Source organism: Ignavibacteriales bacterium, from assembly GCA_026390795.1.
Lineage (GTDB): Bacteria > Bacteroidota > Ignavibacteria > Ignavibacteriales > Melioribacteraceae > Fen-1258.
The window spans coordinates 1-21709 of sequence record JAPLFG010000005.1; the positions used below are offsets into that span (position 1 = coordinate 1).

The window sequence follows — 21709 nt, forward strand, 5'->3', positions numbered from 1 at the left end:
TTCTTAAACGCGCTCCCGGTGGTTCGTTCATTTGTCCAAACACAAGTGCCGTTTTATTTAGAACTCCGCTCTCTTTCATTTCAAGCCAGAGATCGTTTCCTTCCCTTGTTCTTTCACCAACACCAGCAAATACGGAATAACCGCCATGCTGTTTAGCAATGTTATGAATCAGTTCCTGTATAATAACTGTTTTGCCAACGCCGGCACCGCCAAATAAACCGGTTTTGCCGCCTTTGGAATATGGTTCCAGTAAATCAATAACTTTTATTCCGGTCTCAAACATTTCCTGACGTGTAGAAAGAGTATCAAACTTTGGTGCATGGCGGTGAATCGCATAACGCTTGTTAGATTTTATCTCGCCAAGTCCATCAATTCCATCTCCAATAACATTAATTAATCGTCCTAAAGTTTCTGGACCAACCGGAACTGTAATTGGTTCGCCGGTATCAATTGCTTTCATACCGCGTACGAGTCCGTCAGTCGAGTCCATAGCAACGGTGCGAACACGATCTTCGCCCAGATGCTGTTGTGCCTCAACGATAAGCACTTCATCAATACCTTCTATGCTTTTTCTAGGAATTTTAATTGCATTGTAAATTGCTGGTAGATATCCGTCCTGGAAATCAATATCCACAACCGGACCAATTACTTGGGCAATTACGCCTTCGTTCTGAGCCATTTTTAATCCTTTTATTTCAAAATTTAGTGGGGAAAATTAGGAAAGAATGGGGTTAATTCCAAAAAAGATATAAGTAGAGACGTTTCGCCGAGTCGTCTCTAAATTATCAATTACAAATCAAAAATGTTTTCTGGTTTTCCTTTTTCCAATTCCCATTTTGATGGATTCTGGTCTATATAATTTCTAATGTTTAACAATTCTTTTTCACTGTGTATTATTCTATCGTAAAAACGGGGCTGCCATGTAAACGATTTGTATCCATTTTTATTTGCCAAACGTTTAACTGCCCCTTTGAATTGATTAATGATAACTGATAATGAATTAGCAATTAGTTTTGAAAACACTCGTTCATTTTTTTGTTGTAGAGACTTGCCGCGGCAAGTCTCTACGATTTTCTCCCCTTCCAAAATGATTATTCCATGTAAATGGTTTGGCATAATCACAAAATAATCCAGATCAACATTTTGCCTAATTGTTTTTGTTCTCAACCATTCTTCATGAACAATCAAACCTAACTCACTCAAAACCATTCTTTCATTTTCGATTTTACCAAAATATTCAACATGGTTCTTAGTATTGATTGTAACATAATACCACCATGGATTAGAATAATCCCATTCTTTTAATCTTACGGATTCAATTCGAAATGTATTCTTGAATTTAGTCATAAGCTCCCCAAGCTTACAATTCAATCAAAGAGATAGAGACGAGGCATCCCGCATTAGCGGGATAAGTTGCCTCGTCTTAACTGAATAATTTAAACTGAGACTCCAACATTCTGAGCAAGTTCCTTCCCCTTTTCAATCGCCTGCTTGTTTAGAGGAATTAGATGATGATATCTTTCCGGAAGTACTTTTTTAATTCCTTCAATAATATTATCCATCTTGATTATCGGTTTCTTATAAAGGAACGCTCCAAGAACTATCATGTTCATTACTTTTGAATTTTTCAATTTGGTGGCTTCGTTTGCCGCTTCGATTGGAATTATATCGATATCTTTTCTAGTCGGAGGATTCAAAATTGTGCTCGCCTCGTAAATTAATAGTCCGCCCGGTTTAACTGCAGATTCAAATTTGTCCAATGACGGTTGATTAAGCGCAATTACCGTATCAAACTTTGTGAGTATTGGTGAACTGATTTTAGTATCACTTATAATCGCGATACAATTTGCGGTACCGCCGCGCATTTCAGGACCGTAAGACGGCATCCAGCTCACTTCTTTATTTTCCATTACTCCGCTGTAGCAGAGAATTTGTCCCATAGATAAAACACCTTGACCGCCAAATCCGGCAATTATCATTTCTTCTTGCATATCATTTCTCCTTTCCTGGTATTTTTAAATCGCCGAGCGGATAGAACGGAAGCATATTTTCTTCCATCCATTTATTTGATTCAACAGGTGTCATCTTCCAATTTGAAGGACAATTGGAAACTATCTCGACAAAGCTCAACCCTTTTTTTAGCTCTTGATATTTGAAGCCGTTCATGATTGCTTTTTTCGCTTTGCGTACATTAACAGGATTGTTAACTGCACACCGTGTGGCATAATAAACACCTGGAAGTTGCGCTACTAAATCTGTAATCTTTAGAGGATTACCCATTATGGCAACATCGCGTCCGAATGGTGTAGTTGTTGATTTCATTCCAACTAAAGTTGTGGGCGCCATTTGTCCGCCGGTCATTCCATAAATTCCGTTGTTGATGAAAACAATCAAAATATTTTCACCGCGGTTGCAAGTGTGGATTGTTTCTCCGGTTCCAATTGCAGCAAGGTCACCATCTCCTTGATAAGAGAAAACATATTTATCAGGTAGAACACGTTTAATTCCGGTGGCAGCAGCAGATGCCCGTCCATGCGGTGCTTCGGTCATATCGATGTTCATGTAGTTATACATGAATACAGAACATCCTACCGGTGCAACACCTACTGTTTTATCCTGAATCCCGAGTTCGTCAATTACTTCTGCAATCAATCTATGAGCAACACCGTGCCCGCAGCCTGGACAGTAATGCATCGGTGTATCCAGCAATGTCTCTGGTTTTTCAAAAACTAAATTTTCATTTACACAAATATTTTCTTCTGCAATTACTTCTGAGAAGTGTTGTTCTTCAGTCATTGTCTTTTCGTTCATACTATTTCTCCTACAAATTTTTCTTCCAGCTTTTGAAGAATTTCTTCCGGCGTTGGAACAACTCCTCCCATTCTACCTAGAAACTCGACTGGGATTTTGCCATTCACCGAGAGACGAACATCTTCAACCATTTGCCCGGCGTTCATTTCAACAGTTAGCATTCCTTTTACTTTATCTGCAAGCTTCTTTAATTCATTAGATGGATACGGAAATAAAGTAATTGGTCTGAATACTCCAACTTTAATTCCTTTTTGGCGCGCAAGCTGAGCGGCTTTCTGACAGATTCGCGCAACTAAACCAAAAGCGACTAAAATTATTTCTGCATCGTCACATTCAAATTTATCGAACCGAATTTCTTGATTTTCAATCTCGCGATATTTTCTTTGAAGATGAAGATTGATCTCTTCCATTTTATCAGGTTGTATATGAAGTGATGTAATAAAATTTCTTTCCCGTGTTTTCGGTTTTCCAACTGTTGCCCAATCGGGTTCTTCGGTCGTTCTTGGCAGCTGAGCAGGCAATTGGACTTTTTCCATCATCTGTCCAAGCGCACCGTCTGTAAGAATCATAACGGGATTACGCCACTTGAATGCAAGATCAAAACCTAGTTTTACATGATCGACCATTTCTTGAACTGTTGAAGGAGCCAAAACAATTAATTTATAATCGCCGTGACCGCCTCCTTTAACCGCTTGAAAATAATCTCCTTGCGATGGCTGAATTGTTCCAAGTCCCGGTCCGCCTCTAACAACATTTACTAAAAGGCATGGCAGTTCAGCGCATGCAATGTAAGAAATACCTTCCTGCATTAAACTTATTCCAGGAGATGACGAAGATGTCATCACTTTTTTTCCGGTGCCAGCGGCACCATAAATCATATTGATTGCAGCGACTTCACTTTCTGCTTGCAGAACAACCATGCCGGTTCTCTTTAAAGCATCTTGTGCCAAATACTCAAGTACTTCAGATTGTGGAGTAATTGGATATCCGAAATATGCATCACATCCAGCAAGAATTGAAGCTTCTGCAAGAGCTTCATTGCCTTTCATTAATTTTAGTTCTTTCATGCGTTCACCGTCACTGTTAAATCCCCAGTTACATTTGAAATTGTTGCTACCTGCTCTTTCTTCTTTTCAGTTTTACGGTAGACTTTTATAATGCCGTCCGGACAAACTAAAGCGCAATTAGTGCAGCCAGTACAGTTATCTTCTATCTTTACTATATAATGATAACCTTTAGAATTTATTTTGCGCGAGAGTTCGAGTGAGTCTTGAGGACATGCAACGGCACATAATTCACAACCTTTACATTTTTCGATATCGATTAAGATATCTCCTTTTACTTTAGCCATCTTTTTCACCTCTTGTTTAAAAAATAAAAAGGTTACAGCTTATGGCAGTAACCTTTCTTGATCAGTTTCTAATCTATTATTTATTTCGATTAATATTGTTTTCATTTAAAGCCGGTATCAAACAATAATTACTTGAAACTAACGTGCCAAATAATTAATTCTTCATTTCAATTTTCAACCCGATTTGCCGCATTTAATCAATGTTTTCAACCGTATTTATCTTTAGCAGTCAGATTTCAGCAACATGCTTTATAATTTTTGAGAATGACCAATCCTTTCTGAGAAAATTAGTTATCTCATTTTTACAGTTCCAAAAATAAGGAAAATTTATAGAAGTTCAATGAAATGAAAAAATGTTTGGAATTGCTTTTCGAATGATTTTCAACACATTCGGGTGAAAATTTTTAGACTAACTCAGCATGTTTATCCGCATGGTATGAACTGCGCACCAGCGGTGATGATTCAACTGCTTTCAAACCGATTTGCAATCCGTAATCTTTATAGAATTTGAATTCATCGAGTGTTACAAAGCGATGAACCGGCAAATGATTTTTTGTCGGCTGAAGGTATTGTCCGATCGTCATTATATCGCAACCGTGATTGTAAAGATCGTCTATAATTCCTATAACTTCTTCTTTGGTTTCTCCAATGCCGACCATTATTCCACTTTTAGTTCTTAACCCTTGATCTTTGAACCAGCGGATCAACGCAAGACTCCGTTCATATTTAGCTTGTGGTCGAACACCGTGATAAAGCCGCTGAACTGTTTCCAAATTGTGATTGAGTATATCGGGCGGATTTTGCAGAATAATTTTAAATGATTCTTCTTCACCTTTAAAATCGGGAATTAAAATTTCGATTGTTGTTTCCGGCATCTTCTGGCGGATGAGCCGGACTGTTTCAGAAAAGATTGATGAACCGCCATCTTTCAATTCATCACGGTCAACCGATGTGATAACAACATGCTTGAGGTTCAATGCTTCAACAGATTCTGCAACTCTTCTCGGTTCGTCAAGATCAAGTTCATTCGGAATTCCAACTTTGATATTGCAAAATCCGCAGCTTCGAGTGCATGTATCGCCAAGAATCATAAACGTTGCGGTTCTTCTATTCCAGCATTCGGCAAGATTAGGACATTTAGCTTCCTCACAAACCGTATTTAATTTTGATTTGCGCATCAGTTCATGGACTTCTTTATAATTCTGACCGCTCGGTAGACGGACTTTTAACCAATCCGGTCTTTTACCAAGTTCCGGTCTTTCCTTCTCAATTGTCTCTGCAAATTTTTTCTGGTGTTGATTAATCAAAACCTTCTCCTTATCACTTCACTAAAGTACATTTTATCATGCTCTTGATCATAATCCTAATCATGTTCTAAAATTGAAATGAGCATGAACAAGGTTAAGAGCATGATTGAGATTTTAAACTAAACTCGTATCAAAATTTTCTAAAGTTTCTTTTATTGACTTCACAAATTTACCACCTAACATTCCGTCAACCAAACGGTGATCGTGACTAAGTGAAAGATACATCATTGGTTTTATCGCAATACTTTCCACTCCGTCGTTTTCCACAACTACCGGTTTTTTTGTAACCGCACCAACACCAAGAATACCAACTTCGGGTTGATTGATAATCGGCGTTCCGAATAATGAACCGAATACTCCATAATTTGTAATTGTGAACGTTCCGTCTGTTACATCATCGGCTGTTAATTTTTTTTTGCGCGCACGTGAACCTAAATCTGCTACTGTTTTTGATAATCCGCGAAGATTTTTTTCATCGGCATTTTTAATATTAGGGACAATCAAACCGTTAGGTTCGACTGCAACTGCAACTCCAAGATTGATATATTTTTTTATCACGATATTATTTCCGTCAATAGAAGCATTCATCATTGGAAATTCTTTCAGTGCTTTTATTATTGCAAAAGAAATGAACGACATATAAGTGAGTTTTATTCCTTCTTTTGCAGCGAATGTGTCTCTGTTCTTCTCAATAAAATTATGAATACGTGACATATCAACTTCTATAACTGCAGTAACATGAACGGAAGTGTCACGGCTTTTGATCATATGATTCATTATACGTTGACGGTTCACATCCATCGGAATTATTTCAGTACGTTTACCGTCTGCGGATTTCACCTCAATGGTTTTAGGAGCAGAGACAGTTTCCTCTTTTTTACCATGAAGTCTTGAAGATAAACCTGCGCTTTTCTTTCTGTTTTGAACATATTTAAGTAAATCGTTTTTAGTTAACCGTCCGCCGGTACCTGTTCCAACTACGGTTTCCAATTCATCCATTGAAACACCTTCAACACGTGCTATTTTTAGAACAAGTGGAGAATAAAATATACTTGAGTTGCCTTTATAGTTGGTAGATTGAACAGTTTGTAATTTTTTCTCTTCTTGAGCTTGACCAGAATTTTGCTCTTGATCATCTTTACTTTTAACAACTCCACCGTTTACAGAAATTTTAGCTACTGCAACGCCTACCGGGACAATATCATTTTCAACAAAAAGAATTTCTGCAATTGTACCATCTACCGGCGATGGAACTTCGGTGTCAACTTTGTCCGTGCTTATTTCAAAAATAATTTCATCACGTTTTACATGATCACCAACTTTCTTGTGCCACTTAAGAATAGTTCCTTCCATAACTGATTCGCCCATTTTAGGCATTGGAACATCAATCAAATCAAGTCTGTTCTGAATTGCAGAAGGATTTTCTTCTTCCTTTTTTTCTTCCTTCTTTCCTTCTTCCTTCATTTCATTATTAGACTCACCACTTGTTTCAAGAACCGCTACAACAGTTCCTACTTCAACAGTCTCCTGTTCAAAGACTTTCACATCAATCAAAACGCCGTCTTCTGGAGACGGGATTTCTGTATCAACCTTATCCGTACTTATCTCATAAATAATCTCGTCCTTCTTAACCAGATCACCTTTTTTCTTGTGCCACTTGATCAGCGTTCCTTCACTAATGCTTTCGCCCATCTTAGGCATTACAATTTCAACTTTCATTTTTACTCCACATTTTGTCAGAATAGATTCAATATCTGTTTTATTGCAGAAAATGATTCCTGTTGCGAATTAATATTGCAACAAATCTTTTAATGATTGATAAATTTTTCCGCGTGTTGGAAGTATTTCATTCTCCAAATTTGGATGATAAGGAATTGGCGCATCCGCCGCACCGATTCTTCTTACCGGTCCATCTAGAAACTCAAAACAATTTTCAGATATAAGCGATGCAATCTCAGCACCGAATCCGGAAGTTAAAGTATCTTCATGAATCACAACTGCCTTGCCGGTTTTCTTAACCGATTTATAAATGGTTTCAATATCGAGCGGCGCGATTGTTCTAATATCAATAAGTTCTACAGAATAACCTTCATCTTCCAATTTTTTAACAGCGAAATTAGATTCATGCACCATAGCACCGTAAGTTATAATTGAAAGATCGTTTCCTTCATGTGTAACACTTGCTTTCCCGAAAGGTAATAAATAATCCGAATCCGGTTCCGGTGAAGTTGCATAACTTTGTCGATACAATCCCTTGTGTTCTAAAAATAAAACGGGATCATTTATACGTAACGCAGTTTTCAATAATCCTTTAGCATCTGCCGCATTCGACGGATACGCTATCAGAAGACCAGGCATGTGAGAGAAAAATCCTTCGATGTTTTGACTGTGATATAATCCGCCGTGAATATATCCGCCTACAGCAACACGTGTAACAACCGGCGCCTCAAACAAATTATTGGAACGGTAACGGTACATCACCATTTCATCTCGGAATTGCATGAATCCAGGCCAGATATAATCACCGAATTGAATTTCAACGCAAGGTTTCAATCCGCTAAGAGCCATGCCGATAGCGACCCCGGTAATACTTGCTTCCGCTAATGGTGAGTTAAATACTCTCTCATTTCCAAATTTAGTTGATAAACCTTTTGTTGCTGTAAAAACACCGCCTTTGCCGTCTGCAACATCTTCACCGAAAATATAAATTTTATCGTTACGTTCCATCTCTTCATGCAAGGCATGATTAACAGCATCAACCAGCACAACCGGTTTGCCTTCGTTGGTTATTTTTTCATATTCAAGCCGGTCCCGTATACCTGATTCATCTAGAACAAAATGTGTTGCTGATTCAGGCTTAGGATCTTCTTGCTTTAAAGCCCAATCAGCCGCTTCATTTACATGATTTGAAATTTCTTTTTTGATTTCATTGTATGCGGGAGTAGTTAATATTTCTTTATTCAATAAAACATTTGAGAAAAGTTCAATTGGATCTTTCTTCAAATCTTCTTTTAACGATTCATCCGGGCGATATTTTTTCTGATCATCTGAGGATGAATGAGAAAGTAATCTTACAACGTGAGCTTCAACTAAAACTGGTCCCTTACCCTGACGAGCATATTTGAATGCAGATTGAGCGACAACATTTACCTGAAGAAAATCAGTCCCGTCAACTTCAACTCTTAAAAGATTATCAAAACCTTTCATCATCTCGCTAACCAATGAATCTTTCCCAGCGGTTTGATATTTAACCGGAACCGAAATTGCCCACTTATTATTTTGAATAACAAAAACTACCGGCAATTTTTCTCTGCTTGCCCAATTGACTGCTTCGTGAAATTCACCTTGAGATGTTGTGCCTTCACCGCTGCTTACATAAACAACTCCGTTAATTCCTTTTTTCCGCAAAGCTAGTGCTGCACCGACTGCTTGTAAAAACTGTGTTCCCGTTGGACTGGATTGAGTAGGAACATTAAATTCTTTTGCCGACCAGTGACATGGCATTTGTCTTCCGCCGGTCATCGGATCGTTTTCTTTACCAAGAAATCCAAGAAAAAGATCTTCCGGTTTTGAACCAAGTGCCAGCATCAATCCCATATCACGGTAATAAGGGAAAGCCCAATCAATCCCCTTCTTCATTGCAAGTCCGAAAGCGATTTGTGTTGCCTCATGTCCCGCACCGGCAATATGGAAAAATGCTTTACCTTGTTTAAGCAAGTTCATTACCTTATGATCTATTGTACGTGAGAGATTCATAAGACGGAGAACATTTATCAACTCGTCTTTATTCAATCCGCCGAATGAATCGATCTTACCGGTTGGTAGATTATTTTCTTTTTCATCTATAACAGCTTCATCATGCTTGCCGTTTTGTGCCATCGGTGTTTCCTTTGTTATGGTTGCAAAGTTATTTGTAGAAATTTTTCTTTAGATTTTCCTACAAAGTCAGTGTAATCAAAAACTTTTTTAAAATTCATTATTAATTTTTCTTTCACTTCATCAATACTGATTTCTCTTCCGAGTTCTCTTTGAAGCGACGTAACATCTTTATCTTTAATTCCGCATGGAATAATTCCGCCGAAGTATGAAAGGTCTGTATTTATATTAAACGCGAAACCGTGCATTGTTATCCACCGGCTTACTTTTATTCCGATTGCTGCAATTTTTCTTTCGCCAATCCATACGCCGGTATATTTCGGGTTCCGTTCTGTTTCAATTCCATATTCACGGCAGGTTAGAATAATAACTTCTTCCAATCCGCGCAAATACTGATGTGTATCTTCTTTCCAATCGCTTAACTTGAGAATCGGGTAGCCAACAATTTGTCCCGGACCATGATATGTAATATCGCCGCCGCGGTCGATCTCAAAGACACTAACACCAAGTTCTTTCAGTTGAGATTCGGAAGTGATCAAATTTTCTTTTTCTGCAACTTTGCCAAGTGTATAAGTATGAGGGTGCTCTAGTAAAAATAATGTATCACTAATTTCGTTACGGAGACGAAGATCAAAAATTTCTTTCTGCAGATCCCAGGCTTGTTTATAATCAAGCAAACCGAGATCGCAGTAATCAAAAGTTCTATATGTGGATTGATTCGCCATATGCGTTTGCAGCCGCTTCCATTATTGATTCCGATAATGTCGGATGAGCATGAACAGTTTTTACAATTGATTCATACGTTGCTTCCATCGATTTTGCCAGTGTAAGTTCAGCAATTAATTCAGTTGCTTCCGGTCCAATTATGTGAGCGCCTAGGAGTTCGCCGTACTTTGCATCAAAAATTAATTTTACAAATCCTTCTCTCTCTCCAACCGCAAAAGCTTTTCCGCTTGCCATAAACGGAAATCTTCCGATCTTCAATTCATATCCGGCTTCAAGTGCTTTTGCTTCTGTCATTCCAACACTCGCAACTTGAGGAATGCAATAAGTGCATCCCGGGATGTTATCGTAATTAATTGGATGCGGATTCAATCCCTTCAAGGTTTCAACACAATGGATTCCTTCAGATGAAGCAACATGCGCAAGCCAGGGCGGACCGATCACGTCGCCAATGACATAAATTCCAGAAACGTTTGTTTGATAACTATTTTTATCAACTTTGATATGATTTTTATAAATTTCTATTCCCAATTCTTCTAGACCAAATCCTTCAATATTTCCGGTCACCCCGATTGCGCTCAAAACTTTTTCTGCTTTTAATTCAATTTTCTTTCCGTCTTTTTCAATATGAACCGTAACACTGCCTGGTTTCACTTCTGCCTTTTCAACTTTTGTAGAAGTATAAATTTCAATTCCCCTTTTTTTGAAATTCTTTAAGAGAGTCTCCGAAACTTCTTTATCTTCAACCGGGAGAATCTGATCCAGCATTTCAACAATTGTTACTTTGGTTCCAAGAACCGAATAGAAATACGCGAACTCAATTCCGATTGCGCCGGCTCCAATAACAATTAAATCTTTCGGTTGAGCTGGCAGGTTCATCGCTTCTGTGGAAGTGATAATATTTTTTTTATCAACCGGAATTGCGGGCACAGATTTAGGTCTCGCGCCGGTTGCAATAATTATTTTGTCAGCTGTGATTGAATCAATCTTCTTTTTTTCGTTATCAAAAATATCAATCTGGTTTTTAGAAATTAATTTACCGAATCCGCGGATGCGGTCGATCTTATTTTTCTTAACCAGGAATTCCACATTTTTAGTAATGCGGTCTGAGATATCTCTACTTCGCTTAATGATTTTATTGAAATCGAAACTTAATCCATCTACCTTAATTCCAAAATCGTTTGAATGATTTTTCATCAAGTCAAAAATTTCCGCGTTCTTCAACAAAGATTTTGTAGGAATACATCCCCAGTTCAAACAGATTCCTCCAAGATTATCTTTATCAATAATTACTGTCTTGAAACCAAGCTGAGCCGCACGTATCGCAGCCACATAGCCGCCGGGACCGCCGCCTAAAATGGCAATATCATAAGATTTAGTCATCCGAATAGTCCAGAGATGGTTTGAATTTCCGTGCAATATAAAAAACGCTGTTCTTAAAACAAATTTCAGCTTTTCTATCCCGTATGAATAGATTCCCCTCATAAATTTGTTATCCGTTACAACATAGAATTTCAATTTATAGTTTCAAAAAGGAGGATTCTATATTTTAGATTCCCTCTTAAAGCATGCGGGAATTACAAAGGAAGATCATGAAAACACAATAAGGAGAACACCAAGCAGCATTACAAATGAGCCTAGTAATCTTTGGCGCAAGTTCGCCTCTTTCAAAAATATATTTCCGAGGAAAACAGAAATTACACCGGACATTCTTTTCATCGCAATAACATATGCGGCTAATGTCAGAGAGAGAGCCGTCATATGAAATATATAAGAACCAACCGTGAATGCGCTTATTATAAATAAATATTTTTTGCTGCCTGCAGTTGAGCCGATCTTAAATTTCTTTGTTGTCATCACTAAGATTGAGATTGTTGTGAAGATAAGAATATTCGTACATGCCATGTATTGCCATGTAGAAGAATTTTTAATTGCGATCTTATCAAAATTAGCTGAGATGCTCCAAAGGAATGCAACGATCAGCATGTACCGGGTTCCTTTATCTTTCACTAATGATTTGAGCGGATCTAGAATGCTGTTCTTTCTTAAATCTAAATTCAGAAGATATGAACCAACAAATCCTAAAAGAATTCCGATTAGTCCAACAAGATTTGGAAATTCACCTAGAAGAATTGGACTTGAAAAAAGTAAAAAGATCGGCGCGAAACTTTGCATCGGCATTACACTTGAAATCTCTCCTTTCGAGATTGAACGCATATAAAAAATATTTGCGGCAACATTTAAGGCACTTGAACCGATCAAACCAACCCAGAACAATGTATTAAACTTTAGATCAATGAAAAAAAGAATCGGAGTAAAAACAATTACCGGAAGTAAATTATTTGCCCATGAAATAAAAATTGAGTCGAATTGATTAGAAGCTTTTTTTATAAAGACACTTCGAATACCTTCCGAAATTGGATTAAGTGTTGCGAATAATACCCACATATTCCCGCTTATAGTAAGTTATGTTAGTGATCAGTTTTTCATTTGTATTCATTATTCAGAAATTCTCAATTATCCATTATCAATTCCTAAGAAACATTATCAAGCAGCATAAATTCTCTCTTCTTCCCCGCTGCTTTTATTTTTAGATTTTTGTTTTTGTATCCGCAAAGTTTTATCAAAGGACAAACTCCGCATACTGGATTTGCCGGCTTACAAATTTCACGACCAAGACGAATGAGATTGGTATGAAATGAATGCGCAATCCCTTCCGGAAAATCTTTATTCAACGCATAAAATGTTTTTTCCGGTGTTTTTTCAGAAACAATTCCAATTCTGTTTACTGTCCGGTGAACATGAGTATCAACCGGGCAGACATTTCTATCAAGTGCAAAAAGCAGGACGCAGCTTGCAGTCTTAACACCAATACCTTTGAATTCAGTTAGTTGTTCGATTGCTGAACTGTCATCTAGATTCTTCACAAAATTCAAGGAAAGCGCTCCCCGCTTATTCAATTCAGTTATTAGATTTTTAATAGCACCCGATTTTTGTTTTGCTAATCCGGCGACTCGAATTACGTTTTCAATTTCTGCTCTTTTTACAAGTAATAGTTTTTCCCACGATCGATAATGGCTTTTCAAATTTTGAAAAGCTTTATATGAATTGTTATCGTTTGTATTTTGCGAAAGGATTGTTGCTATTAATAGATCAAGCGGATTAGGAAGAATTTTACTCCGCTTAGGAATTCCAAACTTCTTAATGAGCAACTCGTTTACAGAGGAAATGAGAATCTGTTTGTTTTTCATTTAATAGATTTTTTTGGCGACAAAAGTTATTAAATTTCTACATGAGTTTGTGAATTCTTAATTCTCAGTTCTAAATTATCAATTACAAGGTGATTTATGCCCACATTAATGGTTAGCATTTCCGGTATACGAGGAATAATCGGCGACGGACTCGATCCGAATGTTTTAGTTAAATATACATCTGCTTACGCTGATTTATGCGGTAAAGGTAAAATTGTTATCGGCAGTGATGGACGAATCACCGGTGAGATGGTCCGTAATATTGTTATCGGAACTCTTCTTGCTAAAGGAAACGATGTAATTGATCTCGGCATTTGTCCAACTCCTACCGTATTGTTCAACGTAAAAAAATTAAAAGCAGCAGGTGGAATTCAGATTTCAGCAAGCCATAACCCAAACCAATGGAATGCCCTCAAACTTTTGAACCGCAGCGGTGAGTTCATGACTCCCGAAGAAAATATTAAAATGTTAGAACTTCTTGATGATGCAAATATAAAATTTGTTGAGTGGAATAAACTTGGAAAGTTAACCAGGTACGAAAAAGGATTGGAAGATCATATCAAAGCTGTTTTAAATATTGATTACATTAATCTTGCGAAGATCCGCAAAAGAAAATTCAAAGTATTACTCGATTGCGTTAACGGTGCCGGTGCTTATTCGATGCCTCTGCTATTGGAGAAGCTCGGCTGCAAAGTGATCAAAATGAATTGCGAGAAGACCGGAATCTTCCCTCGTCTGCCAGAACCGATACCGGAAAACTTAACCGCCACTATGCGGGCTGTTAAGAAACATAAAGCCGATATTGGAATTGTTGTCGATCCGGATGTTGACCGATTGGTTCTTATAACGGAAAAAGGAGAACCTTTTGGAGAAGAGAATACAATCACCCAAGCTGTAAAATTTTATCTCAGTAAGAAAAAAGGAAACGCTGTAGTTAATCTTTCAACAACTCGTGCGGTTGAAGATGTTGCCAATGAATTCGGATGCGAAGTATTCCGCTCGCCGGTTGGAGAAGCTAATGTTGTTCAGAAGATGAAAGAAGTAAAAGCAGTTATTGGCGGAGAAGGAAGCGGCGGAGTTATTCTTCCAAAAGTTGTATTTGGGAGAGATGCTTTAACCGGAACAGTTATTATGCTTCAACATCTTTTAGAATTTAACGGAAAGATGAGCGAACTGAAAAAATCATTGCCTCAATATTTTATTGCTAAGAAAAAAATTGAACTTGGCTCTATGAACCCGGATGAGATTATAAAATCTATTGTTAATAAATATAGGTCAGGCAAGATCAATCTTGAGGATGGCGTTAGAATCGATTTTGCAGATCACTGGGTGCATTTCCGAAAATCCAACACAGAACCGATAATACGTTGTATAGTTGAGGCGAAGAGTAAAAATGATGCTGAAAGTTTGGCGGCAAAATATGTTGACGAAATTATGAACCTACAGTGAGATTAAAGAGAATTTTTAATATGAGGGTAAAAAATAAGTTACTTATGTAGAGAACATTTCTTTTAAAATGCTTAATATTTTACTCTGACTTATTTTGTTCAATGTATTTATCTTTTTGACAAGTCTTACTTTATCAACCGTTCTAATTTGATCTAATACGATTTGACCTTGCTTGCCTTCTACTTTGCAAGGAACACGCGTAGGATAATTACGTAGTTTAGAAGTAAGTGGGGCTATAATAACAGTAGATATGTGGTGGTTCATTTCATTGGGCGAAATTATAACACATGGACGAGTCTTTTTGATTTCGCTTCCTATTGTTGGGTCAAGATTAACATAGTAAATTTCAAACCGCGAGAACATTTACCACTCCCATTCTTCTTTATCCCACTTCGATTGTTCCGGTAATGAATCTTTATCCAATAAAATATCATCTTTATTTATAACCATCTTTTGGAATGCTTTTTCCCACGAGTCTCTGGTTTTTGAAATTGGCTTAATGACAATTTGACCATCAACTATTTCAAGTTCTATTTCACTCTTTAAACCGCTGTGGTCTATAAGTGATTTTGGTATTCTAATCCCACGTGAATTGCCAATTTTTATAATTTTTGTTTTCATTTTTTTCTTTCTCTTAAATACGTGGCTACAAAGTAATTACATATTTTTCAACAATCAAGTATCTATATTCTCCAATTTTTAAGCACACTACAATCAACCAGAAGATACTACAACAAACCGCCGCCTAAATATACTTGTCTCTAAAGAAAAGAAAGTGAGCAAAGGCGCTTATTACACATTTAATTATTATTAAAATATTTATAAACTGCTCTGAATTATATCCAACCGTGTTTTTGCGTTTGGATCTGTTTTGAATAAATCTTTTAGATTATCGCATGGATATTCTTTACAATAAGCACAGTTTTCAAATCCTCTCTCAAAACCGCATTTTCTTATTTTACAATTTGCGCATCCACTGAATAGTTTTCCGCTTTTTGATTTACAACCGTCACAGTCATTGATCTCTTCATATTTATATTCAATTCCATAGTGTTCTTCGCAAGCACGGATAATTCCCAAAATCATTTCTCCCTTTTTTGATTTATCCGTCTCCCTAGTCGCTAAATAAATTGGACATCCTTGGCATAACAATCCGCAATATGATATTGATTTGTTCATAAAATATATTTCATTCCATTACAAAAAATAATATCGCCGCAATGTTTAAAGAGATGGGACATGATGAACTTTAACTGAATAAAAATATTTTGTTGAGATAATATCACTTTTTAGATTTCCAACTATTACTTATTAGTACATAGGCTTATTGATTTAGGAACGTAGATGTGTATGCAGCTGCATACACCAATCCAATTTCTTCACTGCCGTATAATTGTTTTTCTTTTATCTTATATGTGGAATGATATAATAAACTATAGTTGTTTGTGCTGTGTACAATCCGGAGTTTATGGTGCGGTTTAGCTTTTGTTCTTTTAATAATCCTTACTACTAATAACATTTTGGAATTTCCCCTACATCCGCTGGCAACATAAAATAAATTGCCATCAATTCAAATCATTTTTCATCTATCACTTCTTACGTCTCACGTTTCACTTTTCACGGCAGAATCCTTAGTTCAGTCTGCTTCTCTTAGCGAAATAACTTATCAATGCTTTATCAAACGGCTGTGTTGTTTCAATCACATTGTATTCAATTCCATAGTTCAAGCATTCACTTTTAAGTTTGTTCATAAATTCATTCATCGCTTGCTGGTAAGCTTTCTGAATCTGATGCGGCTGAGTTGTCATCTGCTCGCCGGTTTCCAGATCAACAAAAATAGAATCACTTCCAAAACCGAAATTCTTTTCAATAGGATCTAATATTTGGAAAACGATCACTTCATTCTTCTTATAATGAATATGTTTCAGTGCCGTAAGAATTGAATCCATATCGTCAAAAAAATCCGAAATAATAATTGTAAGTCCCCTCTTATTAATTTTTTCTGCAACCGAATCCAAACATTTAGATGTTATTGTACCCCCGGCAGGTTCAATTTGATTTAGTGCGGATAAAATTGTTCTTAGATAAACACGGTTTGATTTGGGCGGTAAATAACTATGAATTTTATCGGAATAGATTGCAAGTCCCACTGAATCCTGCTGGTTTATCATAACATAACTCAAAGTTGCGGCAAGGATTTTGGCATATTCTAATTTTGTGATCTTAGATGTGTATTTATAATTCATTGATTTACTTATGTCAATGAAGATATTGCAAATGAGATTTGTTTCTTCTTCAAATTGTTTGATGTAATATTTTTCACTCTTCGCGTAAACTTTCCAATCTACATTCTTCAGAGCATCGCCTTGCATATATGGACGGTGCTCGCTGAACTCAACGCTGAAACCGTGGTAAGGACTTCGGTGCAATCCCACTTTAAAACCCTCGACCACCATTCGCGCACGGAGTTCGAGGGTTTTCAGTTTGGAGATTACAACCGGGTCTAGATACTTTTTGTAGTCTTCTGTTTTAACAGCCACTATTTTTTTGCCGTACTTGCTTGAAGAATTTCTTCAGGAGTTTTTCCGAGATTTTCCAATTCAATTTTTGCCTGCGGTACAAGTTCGTTGCCAGGGTATTTATCTAGAAATGTCTGATACGATTTACGCGCACCGTCCAATTGGTTCAATTCGTTTCCTTTTAAATAAGCAGCCATAAATAATGCTTTCGGCGATTTTTCATTCTTCGGAAATTGCTCGTAAAGTTTTTCATAATATTGAACCGCTTTCTTGATCGATTCTTCTTTTGAAATATTTGGAATCTGATACATATGATACATTGCGGCAATTGCGAAATAACTTTCGGCGGCATTATCACTTGATGAATATTCATCTATAATTTTTTGATAATCTTTAATTGCTTCGGAATAATTTTTTGCTTTTGCTTTTGCAGCTGCAGAATCAAGTAATGTTTTCTCTTTATTTGAATCGCACCCGTTAAAGAGAAGAACAATAACTATCATCACGGTAATAAGTTTTTTCATATTAGTCCTTAAGTTTTATATTCTCGGCGGCAAATATACGATCAATGATTAAGCAAGGAAAGGGATTTATTTATACTTGTGAATGATGTCCAATTTTCATTGAATCGCCTCTGCTATTTGAAATTTTTCTTCCGATCGATTCAATTTGAGATTGCAGGCTCCCTTTAACGTTGAATGGATTATCGTTAAGCACTTTTCTATCCGGATAAATTTGGTAACGTTCTCTATAAGGACTGGGAGTTAAATCCGGCATAATTACATTTGCGCCGACATTCAAACCTTTTATTCGTCCAATTTCATCCAATGTAGCCAGAGCTGTTGTTGCCGGAATATGAACTTGTTTAAGAACAATTCTTCCCACAGCCATAACACGCAAAGTTAGATCAACATCACCGGCAGATTTGCTTCTGTATGGAGTTTCCGGTGAAGAAATAAAAGGACCGAATGCAGTCATATCCAGATCAAGTTCTTTGCATAGAAGAATATCGTCGGCAAGGTCTTCAACTGTCTGCAAAGGAAGTCCTATCATATTGCCCGAACCGATTTGATAACCGATCGATTTTAGAAATCTCAAATGTGCAAGCCGGTCATTTAATTTTTGTTTGTTATGATAAACCGAGTAGAGTTTCGGATTTGCAGTTTCGTGTTTTAATAAATAGCGGTCGGCACCAGCCATTTTCCAGGCACGGTATTCATCAAATCCCCGTTCACCAAGACTTAGTGTAACTGCAAGTTCAGCGTTCTGTTTGATCTCATAAATAATATATGCAATCATTGCGGTATCAAATTGATGATCCTCTCCGGATTGTAAAACGACAGTGTAAATTCCAAGATTGGAAATGACATGAGCGGTTTCAATAATTTCTTCCGGTGTCATCCTGTACCGCTGGAGCTTTTTATTTTCTTCTCTCAACCCGCAATAGATACAATTCTGTTCGCAATAATTCGAGAGTTCAATAATTCCGCGCAGATGAACTTCGTTGCCGCAATATTGAGCACGCACTTCATCGGCACGGTCAAAAAGAATTTGCTGATCTTTTTTATTGGAAAGATTAAGAAGAAAAACAATCTCTTCTTTTGAAAGATTTTCTTTATGTAGTAATAGATCTAAGTTCATTTTATAAACGTTATCATTTACGATTCGATTGAAAAAAGTATTTTTTATTTTAATTTTATTAACAAAAACGTGTTGTGTGAATTAAAAAATATAGTTTAATAAACTGTTGAAACAGTTTAAAAAATTATTGTTTCAGTGATTAATCCCGCGATTAATCGCGGGGTTAGTAACACAAAGCAAAATGTTAGAACCGTTTTAACGGTTTCATACTAATTCACATAAGGGGTTAACAACAGAATCTTAAAAGAAAACATCCCGTTCACCGTTGTTAACTCTCTTTATCATCTCATCAGTTTTACGTTTTGTTGCGCCGTCCAATGCTTCAGTTTCTTTTATGATAAATTTAGAAGCAGTTTCTTTTGTTGCGGTAGATGCATAATCATTAGCATATTCTTTAAATGTAGAAAGTGCATTCGGCACACACAACTTTCCGATATTACCGCTTTTTGCTAATTCCATAAAACGGTCGCCGGTTCGTTCTGAACGGTAACAAGCTGTACAAAAACTTGGAAGGAAACCTAATTCGCAGCAATCCTTTACAACTTCATCAAGTGTACGGTGATCCCCAAGTTGGAATTGTTCCATCTCATGATTCTCTTCCGATTCGATATAAGCACCAGGAGAAGTCCTGCTGCCGGCACTAATTTGAGAAATGCCGACTTTAAATATTTCACGGCGTAAATCTGCGCGTTCACGGGTTGATAAAATTATTCCCGTATATGGAACAGCAAGACGTATTATTGCAATTAATTTTTTGAATGAAGCGTCATCAACAGCAAACGGCGGATTATCTGAAGCAGGTGCGTTGAATGCCGGTTCAATCCGCGGGACAGAAATTGTATGCGGTCCAACACCGAATCTTTGATCGAGATTGAATGCGTGACTAAGCATAGCGAGTGTTTCAAATTTGTAATCTGTTAAACCGAATAATGCGCCGATTCCAACATCATCAATACCGGCTTGAAGCGCGCGGTCCATTGCGAATAACCGCCATGCATAATCTCTCTTGGGTCCGTCCGGATGCATCTGCATATATGTTTTATAATGATAAGTCTCTTGAAAACATTGATAAGTCCCAATGCCAAAACTTTTCAATGTTTTAAAATCTTCAATGCTTAACGGTGCGGTATTTGCATTAATACGGCGGATATTTCCACCATTAATGTTTACATCATAAATTGTTTTAATCGATTCACCAATAAATTCCATACTCGATTTCTTTGGATGCTCACCACAGACAAGTAAAACTCTTTTGTGTCCTTGCTTAACTAAAAATTCCGTTTCACCTCTTATTTCATCCAACGTTAAAGTTTTGCGTGTTAATTCTTTGTTATCTCTCCGGAATGCGCAATACAAACAATTGTTGATACAAAGATTAGTAATATAAAGCGGTGCAAACAGAACCAGTCGGTTACCGTAAATCTTCTCTTTAACTTCTCTTGCTGTATTAAAAAGCTCTTCAGTTATTTCCGGGTCATTGATGTTAAGAAGAGCGGCGCTTTCGCGAAGTGTTAATCCTTTTGCATCTTTAGATTTCTGGATCGCTTCCCTCTGAAGTCCATGATCATTAAGCCTGGCATCATCAATTAGGGAAGCAATATAAGATTCGTCAATAAATTCCATAAAGTATCTCCGGTAGAACAGTTAAAATGAGTATTGTAGTCCAAGTGATGCAACAAATATACCAGCGCTATTATCGAACGAATATGCAGTTAATTGAAATAATTTGGGAAGAATCTGAAAACCTTTTCTTAAAAAAGAGAATGAGCGAAAAGATCAGATAATAAATCAGTGATCGAAGAAAAAACTAATAGATTTAATAGTAATCACAATACGGCATTTTCAGGTATTTCTATATACCCGCGTGTTGCATTTAGAACACACTTTATACCGTATGGAATTGTAATATTATCTTTTATATGACCGTGCTTAATGTTGTAAAGCACAGGTAATTTCTTGTTCTGAAAATATTCAATTATCACTTCATTGAGAGTAAATGTTCGTTTAGTTGGATCTTGTTCTACGCAATCAACAAAATGACCAAGTATTACTCCATTTATCTGTTTGAACAACTTGGCGAGTCGGAGCTGGTTAAGCATTCTGTCAATTCTATAAGGCGCTTCATGAATATCTTCTAATAAAAGGATTGCGCCTTTAAGTTTAGGAAGATATTCAGTTCCAATCAGTGAGTTTAACAAACTTAAGTTGCCGCCAAGAATTCTACCGGATGCTCTTCCTTTATTCAATAAATAAAATTTTTCTTTGCGGGGATTTTGAAGTTTTCCAATTTTTTTATTCGATGTGATCGTCCGCCAAAATACTTCTTCTGTAAAAGCACTCACCTCATCATGAAAATCAACCGCAACCATCGGACCGGCAAATGTTATTAATCCGCACTTTGTAAAAAATGCAAGTTGTAATGCATTTATATCGCTATATCCGACAAAGATTTTAGGATTATTGCGAATCAGTTTGTAGTCAATCTTATCAAGAAGTCGCCCGGAACCATATCCGCCGCGGATCGAAAAAATTGCTTTGATCTGTTTGTTTCTAAACATTTCATGCAGATCTGCTAATCTTTGTGTATCTGAACCAGCCAGATATCCTTCTTGAGATCCGACATTTTTTCCCACTTCAACACGATAACCAATTTTTTCTAAATACTGTACGCCGCTGTTAATTTTGGTAAGATCGTCTGGTGATGAGGCCGGAGAAATTATTCCAATTACATCTCCGGGTTTCAGTTTCTTTGGTTTGATTATTCCCATTAACAATAATTTC

At 36.9% G+C, this 21709-nt stretch carries 23 protein-coding genes; 1 reads left to right on the forward strand and 22 read right to left on the reverse strand.

Annotated elements, in window-relative coordinates; translation table 11 throughout:
* The 13 genes from NTX65_15970 to NTX65_16030 form a co-directional block, all read right to left on the reverse strand.
* A partial coding sequence (locus NTX65_15970) for a F0F1 ATP synthase subunit beta (GenBank protein MCX6170838.1) occupies positions 1-679 on the reverse strand: 679 nt, incomplete at its 3' end.
* 110 nt (positions 680-789) lie between these two features.
* Complete coding sequence (locus NTX65_15975; protein ID MCX6170839.1) at positions 790-1347, reverse strand: hypothetical protein; 558 nt, start codon at positions 1345-1347, stop codon at positions 790-792.
* A gap of 89 nt (positions 1348-1436) precedes the next feature.
* Positions 1437-1991: a 2-oxoacid:acceptor oxidoreductase family protein gene (locus NTX65_15980; protein ID MCX6170840.1), complete on the reverse strand. Its 555-nt coding sequence runs from the start codon at positions 1989-1991 to the stop codon at positions 1437-1439.
* Between the two features lies 1 nt (position 1992).
* Positions 1993-2811 (reverse strand): thiamine pyrophosphate-dependent enzyme, encoded by an 819-nt coding sequence (locus tag NTX65_15985; protein MCX6170841.1) that lies wholly within the window; start codon positions 2809-2811, stop codon positions 1993-1995.
* On the reverse strand, positions 2808-3878 hold the full coding sequence (locus NTX65_15990; protein MCX6170842.1) for a 3-methyl-2-oxobutanoate dehydrogenase subunit VorB: 1071 nt from the start codon (positions 3876-3878) through the stop codon (positions 2808-2810). Before NTX65_15990 ends, NTX65_15985 begins: the two co-directional genes overlap by 4 nt.
* Positions 3875-4162, reverse strand: coding sequence for a ferredoxin family protein (locus NTX65_15995; GenBank protein MCX6170843.1), 288 nt, complete (start codon positions 4160-4162; stop codon positions 3875-3877). Before NTX65_15995 ends, NTX65_15990 begins: the two co-directional genes overlap by 4 nt.
* Positions 4163-4566: 404 nt before the next feature.
* The gene (gene lipA / locus NTX65_16000; GenBank protein MCX6170844.1) at positions 4567-5469 is read right to left on the reverse strand and encodes a lipoyl synthase; all 903 of its coding nucleotides are present in this window, start codon (positions 5467-5469) and stop codon (positions 4567-4569) included.
* A gap of 114 nt (positions 5470-5583) precedes the next feature.
* Positions 5584-7188 (reverse strand): 2-oxo acid dehydrogenase subunit E2, encoded by a 1605-nt coding sequence (locus tag NTX65_16005; protein MCX6170845.1) that lies wholly within the window; start codon positions 7186-7188, stop codon positions 5584-5586.
* 69 nt (positions 7189-7257) lie between these two features.
* Positions 7258-9348, reverse strand: coding sequence for a dehydrogenase E1 component subunit alpha/beta (locus NTX65_16010; GenBank protein ID MCX6170846.1), 2091 nt, complete (start codon positions 9346-9348; stop codon positions 7258-7260).
* Positions 9349-9362: 14 nt separating this feature from the next.
* Positions 9363-10070 carry a lipoyl(octanoyl) transferase LipB gene (gene lipB, locus NTX65_16015; GenBank protein MCX6170847.1) on the reverse strand — a complete coding sequence of 236 codons (708 nt, stop codon included), beginning with the start codon at positions 10068-10070 and terminating at the stop codon, positions 9363-9365.
* Positions 10048-11451: a dihydrolipoyl dehydrogenase gene (lpdA, locus tag NTX65_16020; GenBank protein MCX6170848.1), complete on the reverse strand. Its 1404-nt coding sequence runs from the start codon at positions 11449-11451 to the stop codon at positions 10048-10050. Before lpdA ends, lipB begins: the two co-directional genes overlap by 23 nt.
* Before the next feature lie 207 nt (positions 11452-11658).
* Complete coding sequence (locus NTX65_16025; protein MCX6170849.1) at positions 11659-12516, reverse strand: EamA family transporter; 858 nt, start codon at positions 12514-12516, stop codon at positions 11659-11661.
* 86 nt (positions 12517-12602) lie between these two features.
* On the reverse strand, positions 12603-13319 hold the full coding sequence (locus NTX65_16030) for an endonuclease III (protein MCX6170850.1): 717 nt from the start codon (positions 13317-13319) through the stop codon (positions 12603-12605).
* Between the two features lie 96 nt (positions 13320-13415).
* Between NTX65_16030 and glmM the strand changes: the two genes are divergently transcribed.
* Positions 13416-14768 carry a phosphoglucosamine mutase gene (gene glmM / locus NTX65_16035; GenBank protein ID MCX6170851.1) on the forward strand — a complete coding sequence of 451 codons (1353 nt, stop codon included), beginning with the start codon at positions 13416-13418 and terminating at the stop codon, positions 14766-14768.
* 42 nt (positions 14769-14810) lie between these two features.
* On the opposite strand, the gene NTX65_16040 is transcribed toward glmM, so the two are convergent.
* The 9 genes from NTX65_16040 to NTX65_16080 all read right to left on the reverse strand — a co-directional run bounded on the left by NTX65_16040 (position 14811) and on the right by NTX65_16080 (position 21696).
* Entirely contained in the window at positions 14811-15131 is a 321-nt protein-coding gene (locus NTX65_16040; GenBank protein ID MCX6170852.1) for a type II toxin-antitoxin system PemK/MazF family toxin, read from the reverse strand.
* Positions 15132-15389 (reverse strand): AbrB/MazE/SpoVT family DNA-binding domain-containing protein, encoded by a 258-nt coding sequence (locus NTX65_16045; GenBank protein ID MCX6170853.1) that lies wholly within the window; start codon positions 15387-15389, stop codon positions 15132-15134. It abuts the gene before it with no gap.
* Positions 15390-15587: 198 nt separating this feature from the next.
* Complete coding sequence (locus tag NTX65_16050) at positions 15588-15947, reverse strand: DUF3795 domain-containing protein (protein ID MCX6170854.1); 360 nt, start codon at positions 15945-15947, stop codon at positions 15588-15590.
* Between the two features lie 145 nt (positions 15948-16092).
* Entirely contained in the window at positions 16093-16287 is a 195-nt protein-coding gene (locus NTX65_16055; protein ID MCX6170855.1) for a hypothetical protein, read from the reverse strand.
* 112 nt (positions 16288-16399) lie between these two features.
* Positions 16400-17308 carry a DUF58 domain-containing protein gene (locus tag NTX65_16060; GenBank protein MCX6170856.1) on the reverse strand — a complete coding sequence of 303 codons (909 nt, stop codon included), beginning with the start codon at positions 17306-17308 and terminating at the stop codon, positions 16400-16402.
* Positions 17308-17811 (reverse strand): tetratricopeptide repeat protein, encoded by a 504-nt coding sequence (locus NTX65_16065; protein ID MCX6170857.1) that lies wholly within the window; start codon positions 17809-17811, stop codon positions 17308-17310. The genes NTX65_16060 and NTX65_16065 overlap by 1 nt, the downstream gene beginning before the upstream one ends.
* A gap of 70 nt (positions 17812-17881) precedes the next feature.
* Positions 17882-18928 (reverse strand): [FeFe] hydrogenase H-cluster radical SAM maturase HydE, encoded by a 1047-nt coding sequence (gene hydE / locus NTX65_16070; protein ID MCX6170858.1) that lies wholly within the window; start codon positions 18926-18928, stop codon positions 17882-17884.
* A 240-nt stretch (positions 18929-19168) separates the two neighbouring features.
* Positions 19169-20551, reverse strand: a complete 1383-nt coding sequence (gene hydG / locus NTX65_16075; GenBank protein MCX6170859.1) for a [FeFe] hydrogenase H-cluster radical SAM maturase HydG — start codon at positions 20549-20551, stop codon at positions 19169-19171.
* 203 nt (positions 20552-20754) lie between these two features.
* Entirely contained in the window at positions 20755-21696 is a 942-nt protein-coding gene (locus NTX65_16080; GenBank protein ID MCX6170860.1) for an LD-carboxypeptidase, read from the reverse strand.
* Between the last annotated feature and the right edge of the window lie 13 nt (positions 21697-21709).

Bases quoted from the DNA above. Each gene is read 5' to 3' on its own strand.
- NTX65_15985 (MCX6170841.1), bottom strand. From the start codon at position 2,811: ATGAACGAAAAGACAATGACTGAAGAACAACACTTCTCAGAAGTAATT.
- NTX65_16045 (MCX6170853.1), bottom strand. From the start codon at position 15,389: ATGAAAACAAAAATTATAAAAATTGGCAATTCACGTGGGATTAGAATA.
- lpdA (MCX6170848.1), bottom strand. From the start codon at position 11,451: ATGACTAAATCTTATGATATTGCCATTTTAGGCGGCGGTCCCGGCGGC.
- NTX65_15990 (MCX6170842.1), bottom strand. From the start codon at position 3,878: ATGAAAGAACTAAAATTAATGAAAGGCAATGAAGCTCTTGCAGAAGCT.
- NTX65_16065 (MCX6170857.1), bottom strand. From the start codon at position 17,811: ATGAAAAAACTTATTACCGTGATGATAGTTATTGTTCTTCTCTTTAAC.
- NTX65_16030 (MCX6170850.1), bottom strand. From the start codon at position 13,319: ATGAAAAACAAACAGATTCTCATTTCCTCTGTAAACGAGTTGCTCATT.
- NTX65_16025 (MCX6170849.1), bottom strand. From the start codon at position 12,516: ATGTGGGTATTATTCGCAACACTTAATCCAATTTCGGAAGGTATTCGA.
- NTX65_16050 (MCX6170854.1), bottom strand. From the start codon at position 15,947: ATGAACAAATCAATATCATATTGCGGATTGTTATGCCAAGGATGTCCA.
- NTX65_16005 (MCX6170845.1), bottom strand. From the start codon at position 7,188: ATGAAAGTTGAAATTGTAATGCCTAAGATGGGCGAAAGCATTAGTGAA.
- NTX65_16040 (MCX6170852.1), bottom strand. From the start codon at position 15,131: ATGTTCTCGCGGTTTGAAATTTACTATGTTAATCTTGACCCAACAATA.
- hydE (MCX6170858.1), bottom strand. From the start codon at position 18,928: ATGAACTTAGATCTATTACTACATAAAGAAAATCTTTCAAAAGAAGAG.
- NTX65_16080 (MCX6170860.1), bottom strand. From the start codon at position 21,696: ATGGGAATAATCAAACCAAAGAAACTGAAACCCGGAGATGTAATTGGA.
- NTX65_15995 (MCX6170843.1), bottom strand. From the start codon at position 4,162: ATGGCTAAAGTAAAAGGAGATATCTTAATCGATATCGAAAAATGTAAA.
- NTX65_16010 (MCX6170846.1), bottom strand. From the start codon at position 9,348: ATGGCACAAAACGGCAAGCATGATGAAGCTGTTATAGATGAAAAAGAA.
- NTX65_16055 (MCX6170855.1), bottom strand. From the start codon at position 16,287: ATGTTATTAGTAGTAAGGATTATTAAAAGAACAAAAGCTAAACCGCAC.
- hydG (MCX6170859.1), bottom strand. From the start codon at position 20,551: ATGGAATTTATTGACGAATCTTATATTGCTTCCCTAATTGATGATGCC.
- glmM (MCX6170851.1), top strand. From the start codon at position 13,416: ATGCCCACATTAATGGTTAGCATTTCCGGTATACGAGGAATAATCGGC.
- NTX65_15975 (MCX6170839.1), bottom strand. From the start codon at position 1,347: ATGACTAAATTCAAGAATACATTTCGAATTGAATCCGTAAGATTAAAA.
- NTX65_15980 (MCX6170840.1), bottom strand. From the start codon at position 1,991: ATGCAAGAAGAAATGATAATTGCCGGATTTGGCGGTCAAGGTGTTTTA.
- lipB (MCX6170847.1), bottom strand. From the start codon at position 10,070: ATGGCGAATCAATCCACATATAGAACTTTTGATTACTGCGATCTCGGT.